Origin of the sequence: Plantactinospora alkalitolerans (assembly GCF_015690345.1) — a bacterium.
Classification (GTDB): Bacteria; Actinomycetota; Actinomycetes; order Mycobacteriales; family Micromonosporaceae; genus Plantactinospora; species Plantactinospora alkalitolerans.
Genome location: NZ_JADPUN010000346.1, coordinates 1 through 9,054 on the forward strand (window position 1 = coordinate 1; position 9,054 = coordinate 9,054).

7 protein-coding genes and 2 pseudogenes are annotated in these 9,054 nt (G+C 72.8%); 5 read left to right on the top strand and 4 right to left on the bottom strand.

The annotated features are described in order from the left end of the window. The first annotated feature begins 32 nt into the window (after window positions 1-32). Window positions 33-602: a hypothetical protein gene (locus I0C86_RS36950; protein ID WP_323374082.1), complete on the top strand. Its 570-nt coding sequence runs from the start codon at window positions 33-35 to the stop codon at window positions 600-602. A gap of 186 nt (window positions 603-788) precedes the next feature. After that, window positions 789-1,046 (top strand): DivIVA domain-containing protein, encoded by a 258-nt coding sequence (locus I0C86_RS36955; RefSeq protein ID WP_196205960.1) that lies wholly within the window; start codon window positions 789-791, stop codon window positions 1,044-1,046. Window positions 1,047-1,277: 231 nt separating this feature from the next. Here the strand turns inward: I0C86_RS36955 and I0C86_RS36960 are convergent. From I0C86_RS36960 to I0C86_RS36975, 4 genes and pseudogenes are all read right to left on the bottom strand, one after another. Continuing rightward, window positions 1,278-2,569: pseudogene (locus tag I0C86_RS36960) on the bottom strand (polysaccharide biosynthesis protein); the annotation flags it as partial. Continuing rightward, complete coding sequence (locus tag I0C86_RS36965) at window positions 2,533-3,558, bottom strand: NAD-dependent epimerase/dehydratase family protein (protein ID WP_196205962.1); 1,026 nt, start codon at window positions 3,556-3,558, stop codon at window positions 2,533-2,535. The gene I0C86_RS36965 and the pseudogene I0C86_RS36960, both read right to left, overlap by 37 nt. A gap of 11 nt (window positions 3,559-3,569) precedes the next feature. After that, window positions 3,570-4,457 carry a glycosyltransferase family 2 protein gene (locus I0C86_RS36970; protein ID WP_196205963.1) on the bottom strand — a complete coding sequence of 296 codons (888 nt, stop codon included), beginning with the start codon at window positions 4,455-4,457 and terminating at the stop codon, window positions 3,570-3,572. After that, entirely contained in the window at window positions 4,454-5,659 is a 1,206-nt protein-coding gene (locus tag I0C86_RS36975) for a nucleotide sugar dehydrogenase (protein WP_196205964.1), read from the bottom strand. Before I0C86_RS36975 ends, I0C86_RS36970 begins: the two co-directional genes overlap by 4 nt. Window positions 5,660-5,834: 175 nt before the next feature. Here I0C86_RS36975 and I0C86_RS36980 point away from each other — a divergent pair, with 175 nt between their 5' ends. The 3 genes and pseudogenes from I0C86_RS36980 to I0C86_RS36990 all read left to right on the top strand — a co-directional run. Further along, window positions 5,835-6,533 carry an FkbM family methyltransferase gene (locus I0C86_RS36980; RefSeq protein WP_323374084.1) on the top strand — a complete coding sequence of 233 codons (699 nt, stop codon included), beginning with the start codon at window positions 5,835-5,837 and terminating at the stop codon, window positions 6,531-6,533. Next, window positions 6,530-8,542 carry a hypothetical protein gene (locus tag I0C86_RS36985; protein ID WP_196205966.1) on the top strand — a complete coding sequence of 671 codons (2,013 nt, stop codon included), beginning with the start codon at window positions 6,530-6,532 and terminating at the stop codon, window positions 8,540-8,542. Before I0C86_RS36980 ends, I0C86_RS36985 begins: the two co-directional genes overlap by 4 nt. 3 nt (window positions 8,543-8,545) lie before the next feature. After that, window positions 8,546-9,054, top strand: a pseudogene (locus I0C86_RS36990) (hypothetical protein); the annotation flags it as partial.

Genomic DNA, 9,054 nt, shown 5'->3' on the forward strand with positions numbered 1-9,054 from the left:
GATCAGGACGACACCCCTGGCGGAGGTGTGCGGTGACGGTGCCGGAAGCGGCGACGACGGAAGACGTACCGGCAACCGAGGACGTACCGCTGGATACACCGGAGGCGAGTGCGGCGTGGGTGGCGGAGCAGGTCGCCGGTGAGTTGCGGGATGCGTACCTGACTGTCGCGGCGGCAGCCGCGCTGCTGGAGCGGACCGGGGCCGGGTCCGCACACCCGGAACTGCGGCAGGCCCGCCGCTGCGGCGAGGACGCGCTCGACCTGGCCAACCACGCGGAACAACTGCTCGGCGGAGGCATCCGGCGGCTGCACGAGCGCGCCGGTCGGGCCGACGTAACCAGCATCGGCCAGGTCGCCGGCACGCTGACGGTGTCGCGTACCCAGCTTGCCGAGGTCGCCGACCGGATCGCCGGGCTGCCCGACCGGCTTCGGACCGCCGAGCGGCGCCTCAGGGACGTCGTCGATCCGGACTTCGCCATCGAGGTCGTCACCGAGCAGTGGTCACGGGCCGCCGAACAACTCGGCCTGATGACGGCCAGCCTGACCGAGGCGGGCGGCGCGCTGACCTCGTACACCGATCGGCTGACCGGCGCGACCAGCTAGAGCCTCTTCCGGCCGCCGTGTGCCGACGGCGGCCGGAAGCGGAAAGGGCCCGGGGCGGGTGCCGGGCTCCGGTCGGCGGCCATCCGGACGGGCGCCGACCGACCCCGCCCGCCTCGGCGCCGCTACCCGACGGAGAGGGATCGACGTGGAACATCCTCACGGGCCGGTGCCGGCCCGGGGTGCGCGATGACCCACCACGCTCGGCGGCGGATTCCGCCGTCCCAGGTGACGTTCGGTTCGCGGTGGCGCGGCCTCGACCCGGAAGAGGTGTACGCCTACCTGGGGCGTCTCGCTGACGAGCTGGAGAGCGCGCTGCGGGCGGAGAGCGCCGCCCGTGCCGAGGCGGAGCGGAATCGGCAAGGGCTGCGGCAGTGGCAGTCCCGGCACGCCCGATGCTGGTTCGTCGACCCGGCCCGGCGTACGCCCAACCGGGGCCCCTGGTGAGCGCCCCACCCGTGGCAGCGCTGAACCCGGGCAGCGCGTAGCCTCGGGCGCCAGCCGGGTGAGCCGGGCCGGTCGTGGCTCGCTGCGGGGTCGCCTCGTGGTGACGGAGGACTGGGACGCACCCGAGGTGAACGAGGCCATCGCTCGCTGACGACCTCGGAATGACCGGATGAGCCTGCTCCTGGACACGCCCGAGGTGCGGAAGTACGACGTTTCCATCCTTGTGGCCTGACCGGTATCCGGCGAGGAGTCCGAAGTGGCCGGTCGTACGGTGCCGGTTATGGCACCAGCCGCGCGCCATCCCGGCGGGTCGCGAGCGCGGTGAGCGCGAGCGCCACCCCGGCCGTGCCGACCGCGCAGCACAGGATCGCCGCGAAGGTGTGCGGCACCAGCCACTCGGCGACCACGAGCAGGCCGACCGTCGCCGCCCACAGTGGTGCCGACGGCCACCGCGTGCCCGCCGCCACCTGGGCGTTGACCAGCACGAAGACCAGCGCGTAGAGGGCACCGGTGGCGGCGAAGACCGGTGCGTACCGGCCGAGGTGGACGTAGTCGGCGCCGCCCGCCAGGCGGAACGCGAGCCCACCGGCGAGCGCCGACGCCGCCACCAGCGACGCGCCGCAGCCGGCCACCAGCCCGAGGGCGACCAGCAGGGCCCGCCGGTTACCCTGCGCCAGGCGTGGCAGCGCCAGCACCGTGACCACCTGCGGCGCCCACAGCGCCCCCTTGGTGAGGACCGTGCCGACCGCGTAGGCGCCCGAGGCGTCCGCAGGCAGCAGGTGGCGGACCAGCAGCAGATCGGCGTACGAGACGACGAGCATCGCGAGCGTCGCCGAGCAGGCGGTGACGACCTGCCGGGTGGTGATGCCGGTGCCGGTGGTGATGCCGGTGCCGGTGCCGCCCGACGCGTCGGCCCGCGACCCGGTCAGGCGGGCCAGGACCGGCGGGATCAGCAGCGCGACGGCCGTACCCGCCAGGACCGACCCGGTCAGGCCGGCACCGACCAGCAGACCGGCGATCAGGCCCCCGTACCGGCAGACGGCCAGCACCGCCATGCCGAGCGCCAGGCGCAGGAAGCGCTCGTCGCCCTGCAACTCGCCCAGCCACCTGCCGGCCACCACCACGGCGCCGGTGTAGACGGCGAGCAGCAGCGGCACGACCGGCGAAAGGTCCAGCAGCACGCTCGACACCGGCGTCAGGACCACCACGGCCCCGGCGCAGACAGCCGCGGTCAACCAGCCGATCCGGCCGCTCGCCGCGCCGGGCGTACGGGCCCGATGGATCGCGACCGCGATCTGCAGCCCCACCCCGGGCACGCCGGCGATGGCCGCGATCGCGAGGACGGTGGCCAGCGCGCCCAGGTCGCCGGGGCCGAGCTGTCGGGCGCCCAGGACCGGCACCAGGTAGCCGAGGCCGCTGGTCAGCGCGCCCGCCACGGCCACCGCCGCCCCGGACAGGCCGATGTGCCGCCTGGTCCGGCGCGACTCTAGAGGCGGCCGTCGTACACGGCCCGGGTCACCCACGGGATCACCTCGTCGAGCATCGCGTCGAGATCGGTCGTCGCGGTGAAGCCGAGCACCTCGCGGGCCTTGGCGACGTCCGGCACCCGCTTGGTCACGTCGTGCGCGAACGGCTCGTCGCTGACGTACCGGAACGGCACGTCCGGGCCCTTGATCTTGCGCCAGATCAGCTCGGCCAGCTCCAGCACCGTGGTCGACTCGGCGGTCGAGAGGTTGAAATCCTCGTTGTACGCCGCCTCGTGCTCCATCGCCGTCGCGATCCCGCGCGCGAGGTCGCCGCCGTAGGTGTAGTGGCGCACCTGCTCGCCGGTGCCGAGGATGTGCAGCGGGTCCTGCCCCTTGACGATCTTCTGCACCAGGTCGGGGACCACGTGCGACATCGCCAGCTTGACGTTGCCGGAGAGCACCTCCGCCTCGCCGAGCGCCCGTCCCTCGCCGACGCCGACGCAGTTGAACGGCCGCACGATCGTGTACGGCAACCGGTACTGGTCCCAGGCCGCCCGCGCGTAGTACTCGACCGCCAACTTCTGGAAGCCGTACGAGGACAGCGGCGGCGGGACGTGCCGCTCGTCACCCTCCCGGCTGGGCCAACGGTCGGTCGACTCGTACACCATGGACGACGAGAGGTAGGTGACCTTGCGCAGCCGGCCGGCCCGGTGCGCCGCGATCGCCGCGTCACACGACGCCGCCATGATCCGCTCGTTGGTGGCGAGGAGGTCGTAGGCGTACGCGTGGAAGTAGGAGATTCCGCCGATCATCGCGGCGCCGGCGACGAAGTGGTCGCAACCGGCCAGCAGGTCGGCGAGGAGCGCGGCGTCGCGGGCGTCGCCCTCGACGAACCGGAATCGGGGATTGTCGTCGTAGCTGTGTGCCACCGGACCGTACTTCGAGTGGTTGTCGAGCCCGACCACGTCGTGCCCACGGCCGAGCAGTTCCTCGACCAGATAGCCGCCGATGAAGCCCGCCGAGCCGGTGACCAGCACCGTCGCCATCCGTATCTCCTCTACCGCGCCACGTCGTCGGTCGCCACGTCCGGGGCGGACGCCGCCGCCAGGTCCGGCGCGGGTGCGGTCGCCACGTCCGGTGCGGGCGCCGCAGCCACATCCGGCGCGGGCGCCGCAGCCACGTCCGGCGCGGGTGCGGGTGACGCCGGTCGCCGCGCCTCCCACCGCGCGGCGAGCTGCTGCGCGGTCAGCCGCCGGCCGAACGCGAAAAAATACCAGCGCAGATAGCTGGGCAGGAACCGCCCCAGGTCGAAGTGCGACTCACCGAGCTGCCGATCCAGCCAGATCGTCGGGATCTCGGCGACCGGGCGGCGCAACCGGGTCGCCTTCGCGGTCAGCTCGATGCCGATCTCGAACCCGGTCCGGGACTCGATGCCGACCTCGCGGACGAAGTCGGTGTCGTACGCCTTGAAACTGTTCGTCGCGTCGCGGGTGCCGACCCGTGCCAGCAGCCACAGGGTGCGCCCCGCCCACCGGGACGCCGCCCGCTTCAATCGTGGCCCGCCGACCTGCTGCCCGCCGGGCATGTAGCGGGACGCGGCGGCGACCACCACCCCACGGTCGACGAGCCGAGCCAGGTCGTCGATCTGCCGAGGGTCGTCGCAGCCGTCGGCCATCGTCACCACGACGACCGGTGCCCGCGCCGCGTCGATGCCGAACCGGATCGCGTTCGCCGGCCCGGACCCGTACGTGTTGAGCACCGGGCGGACCCGTGGGTCGCGGCGGGCGACCTGGAAGGCGTACGGGACGGTGGTGTCCTCCGGCGTGTCGTGCACGACGAGCACCTCGGCGGGCAGCAACACCTCGCGCAGGATGCGTTCGAGACAGCGGACGACGCCCACGCCCTCGTTGTAGACCGGGATGACCACCGTGACCCGGGGCGTCACACCAGCACGCCCTGTCCGGTCAGGCCCCACATGTCAATCAGCGGCTTGTCGGTGACGAGGTCGGCGTAGTCGCCGTGGGGCGCGGCGATCACCAGCAGGTCGGCGCGTCGGAGCACCTCGTCGAGTGGAAGGAGCCGGTCGTCGACCACGTACGGGTCGGTGCACAGGGTCTCCCCGGCCTTGAGGGTCAGAATCTTGCGCAGCTTGTAGGCCAGGCTGCTGCGGGTGTCGTCGCTGCCGCCCTTGAACGCCATGCCCAGGATGCCGACGGTCATCGCGGCGAGGTCGAACCGGTCCTCCAGGCGGGAGACCAGGTACAGCGGCAGGCCCTCATTGATCAGCATCGCGGAGTGGCCGAGGACGAAGTTGTTCCGGTTGAACGCGGCCAGTTGCATGGTGTCCTTGAGCAGGCACGGACCGGCGGCGAAGCCGGGCATCGGCAGGTCGGCCGCCCGAGGGTAGTCGAACGCGACGGCGTGCCGGATCCGGGCGAAGTCGAGGCCGAAGTCGTTGGCCATCATCCAGAACTGGTTGGCGGTGGCGAACTTGACGTACCGCCAGGTGTTGGTGAACAGCTTCGCGAGTTCGGCCTCCTCCGGCTCCAGCGCGACGATCGAGTCGGTGAGCCGGCGGAAGAGCAGCTCCGCCCGTTGCCTGGCCTGCGGCGTCCGGGCCGCGACGATCTGGGGCAGGGTGAACAGCTCGGTCATCGCCCGGCCCTCGGCGATCCGCTCCGGACAGAACGCCACGTCGACCGCGAGGCCCTGGCTCGCCAGCAGTTTCTCGGTCAGCGCCGTCACGCCCGGGTAGACCGTGCTGCGCAGGACCACCAACTGCCCGTCGTGCAGGTGCTCGGCGCAGCGTTCCAGGGCCCGGGGCACCGCGCCGAGGTCGGGGTTGAGGTGTTCGTCCACCGGGGTGCCGACGACCACGATCAGGGTGTCGGCCAGGCCGACGCTGGTCGCCTCGGTGCTCGCGCGCAACCGGCCGGCGGCCCGCGCCGCGGTCAACAGCTCTGCGGCGCCCGCCTCGGCGAAGGGCAGCACACCGGAGTTGACCCGGTCGACCGCGGCGGCGTCGATGTCGTACAGCACGACGCTCAGGCCGCGCGAGGCCAGCGCGATACCCAGTGGCAGGCCGACCCGTCCACAGCCGCCCACGACGCAGACGTCGACCGCCGCCGCACCGTCCGCCTGTGTCATCGCCGCACCCTTCCGCCTGCCCGGCGCGGAATCGCCCGCTGGCCAGTGCAGGTTACTGGCGAGGAAACCTCGGGTCTACCCATCGGTAGGCAAGGGTCTAAGGTTCCACACCATGGCCAGCACGCTGTCCACGGAACTGAGCTCGCGGTTAGCCGCCAGGCTCCCGGCCCGTGCCGTGGGCGCCACCGTCCGGCTCGCCTATCCGCGGGTCGAACCGGAACTCGCCCGGCTGCCCTCGTACGCGCCGCGCGGCGGCACCGCCGTGGACGTCGGTGCCTGGTACGGGCCGTGGACGCGCGGCCTGCGGCGACTGGCCGACCGGGTCGTCGCGGTGGAGCCGGCCGCCGAACTGGCGCGGTGCGTCGCCGCCGCCTATCCGGACGTACGGGTCGTCGAGGCGGTGGCCTCCGACCGGCCGGGTACGGCGGAGCTGTTCGTACCCGCCGGTGGTCCCGGCATCGGCACCTCGTCGGTGGAGCACGGCGACGGCCCGTCCGTCACGGTCGAACGGATCACGGTGGACGGTCTCGGGCTCACCGACGTGCGGTTCGTCAAGCTCGACGTCGAGGGCCACGAGCTGCCGGCGCTACGCGGCGCCGAGCGCACCATCCGACGGGACGGCCCGCTTCTGCTCATCGAACTGGAGGAACGGATCCAGCCGATCGAGCCGGTGCTCGCGCTGCTCGACGGGTGGGGCTACCGGCCGTACGTTCTGCCGGACGACCGCTGGGTGCCGCTGGCCGACTTCGACCTGGTCGGGCACCAGCGGGCGGCGGTCGGCCGGGTGGCGCAGAGCTTCGCCCGACGGGTCGTCGACCCACGGCCGCGCTACGTCAACATGGTCCTGTTCCGCCGCGCGGAGCCGACCCGATGACGGACCCGGGGGCCACGACCGCGTCGGGAACCACGAGCACGCCGAACACCAGGGCCGCCACGGCCGCCAAGGCCGTCGACCCGATCCACCTCGCCGCCACCGTGCTGATCACCGCGAGCGTGCTCTGGCGGGCCTCGATCACCACGCGCGGCTACCTCACCAACGACGACTTCACGATCATCGGCCAGGCCGACGCCGGTGGCCTGAGTCCGGAGCACCTGTTCGGGCTCTACAACAACCACTTCATGCCGGCCGCCCGCCTGCTCACCTGGGCAACCCACCGACTGACCGAGTACGAGTACTGGCCGTACGCCACGCTCATGGTGATCGGTCAGGTGGCCGTCAGCATCGCCTTCTACCGGCTGCTGCGTCTCCTGCTCCCGGCGGGCTGGGCATTGCTCGTGCCGCTCTGCCTGTTCGTGTTCAACCCGCTGACCCTGGAGGACAGCGCCTGGTGGGCGGTGGGGATCAACCTGCTGCCGATGCAGTTGGCCATGATCGTGGCCATCGGGGCCCAGGTGCGCTACCTCCGTACCCGCCGACCCCGCCACCTGGTCACGCTCGGCGCGTCGGTCGTCGTCGCCCTGCTCTTCTTCGAGAAGGCACTGCTGGTGGTCGCGGTGGTCTTCCTGCTGACGCTCTGCCTCTACGCACCGGGCGGACCGCTGCGCGCGGTACTGACGACGATCCGCCGCTGGTGGCCCGCCTGGCTGGTGCTCGGCGGGATCTCCGTGGTGTACCTGGCCGGCTACCTGTCGGTGTCGACGTCGACGCTACGCGCGCCGATCTCGGCCGGCGAGGTGAGCACGTTCCTTCAGCAGTACTACGGGCAGTCCCTTCCCGCCGGCCTGGTGGGCGGCCCGTGGACCTGGCTCGACGCCTCGGACGGCCCCGCCGTCGTCGCCCTGACCCGGACCGCCCAGTTGGTCTCGTGGGCGATCGTGGCGGCGCTCATCGGATGCACGGTGTGGCTGCGCCGCACGGTGGCGGTCCGGGCGTGGATCCTGCTGGCGCTCTACTCCGGGCTGGGTGCCGGGCTGATCGGCGCCACCCGGCTCGGGTCCGGGTTCAGCGGCGTGGCCGGCCTGGTGCCGCGCTACTTCGGCGACGTGCTGCTGGTCGCGGCCCTCTGCGTCGGCGTGGCGCTCTGCGGCCTGCGCCGGGCGGAGCTGGCCGATGCGACGCAGCCAGCCGATGCGACGCAACCGGCCGACGCGACGCAACCGGCCGACGCGACGCAGCCCGCCGACGCTACCGAGCCCGCCGATGCCACGCAGCCAGCCAACGCTACGCGGACCGCCGACGCTACCGAGCCGGCCGACGCTGGAGAGCCGGCAGCGATCCGCCGCCACCCCCAGTCGTTCGCCACCGCGCTCGCCGTCGGCCTGGTCCTGCTGGTCGCCAGCAGCGTCTACAGCGGCGTCGACTTCGGCACCGACTGGCAGTCCAAGGCCGGGCGCGACTACCTCAACACGGCCCGCGCCGAACTGGCCGCCGCCGAGCCGGGAACCGTGTTCATGGACCAGCCGGTCCCCGAGATCGTGGTCCCCGGACTGGCCCAGCCGTGGAACCTCCAGTCGCGATTCTTCGCGCCGCTCGACGACGAACCGGTCTTCGTCACCAAGGCCCGGAAGCTTTCGGTCTTCGACGCCTCCGGCCACATCCGCCCCGCCTGGGTCAAGGGCGTTCAGGCGGCACCCGGGCCGGCGCCGGGCTGCGGCTACCAGGTCACGGGTGGCCGGACGGCGCGGATCCCCCTGGCCGGCACGGTCGTCGACTACTGGCAGGCGGTGCGGATCGGCTACATCAGCGACCGGGACACCACCGCCCTGTTCCGACTCGGCGGCAGCGAGGCGGTGCCGTTCGACGTACACCGGGGGCTGAACGCGATGTTCCTGCTCGTGTCGGGTGGCGGCAACGCAGTCCAGCTCACGGTTGCCGACCCGGCGGCCACGTTCTGCACCGACGAGATCGAGATCGGCGCCCTGGTGCCACAGCCGGTCGGGTAGCCGGTGCGGCACCGGCTGATCTCGCGTACCGCGCCGCACGCCGTCGCGGCGGCGATCACCGCCGTGGTGCTCGCCCCGCTGGCCCTGCCCGGCTACGTGCTGCGCTACGACATGGTCTTCGTGCCACGCCAGCCGTTGAGCTGGGAGATGGTCGCGCCGGCCGATGCCCTGCCGCGCGCCGTGCCGCTGGACGCGCTGGTGTCGGCCGCCAACCTCCTCGCGCCGGGCTGGTTGGTGCAGCGGATCGCGCTGGTCGCGATCGTCTACCTGGCGGCGCTCGGGATGGCCCGGCTGATGCCGACCGGGCGGACGCTCACCCGCGTGGTCGGTGCGTTCGCCTACGCCTGGACGCCGTACCTCGCCGAGCGGCTGCTGCTCGGGCAGTGGGGCCTCCTGCTGGCGTACGCGGCCCTGCCCTGGCTGGTCGCCGCGGTGCGGGACGTGCGCACCGGCCGGCCCGGCGGGCTGGGCCGCCTGCTGCTGGCGGCGGCGCCGGCCGCGGTGACCCCGAC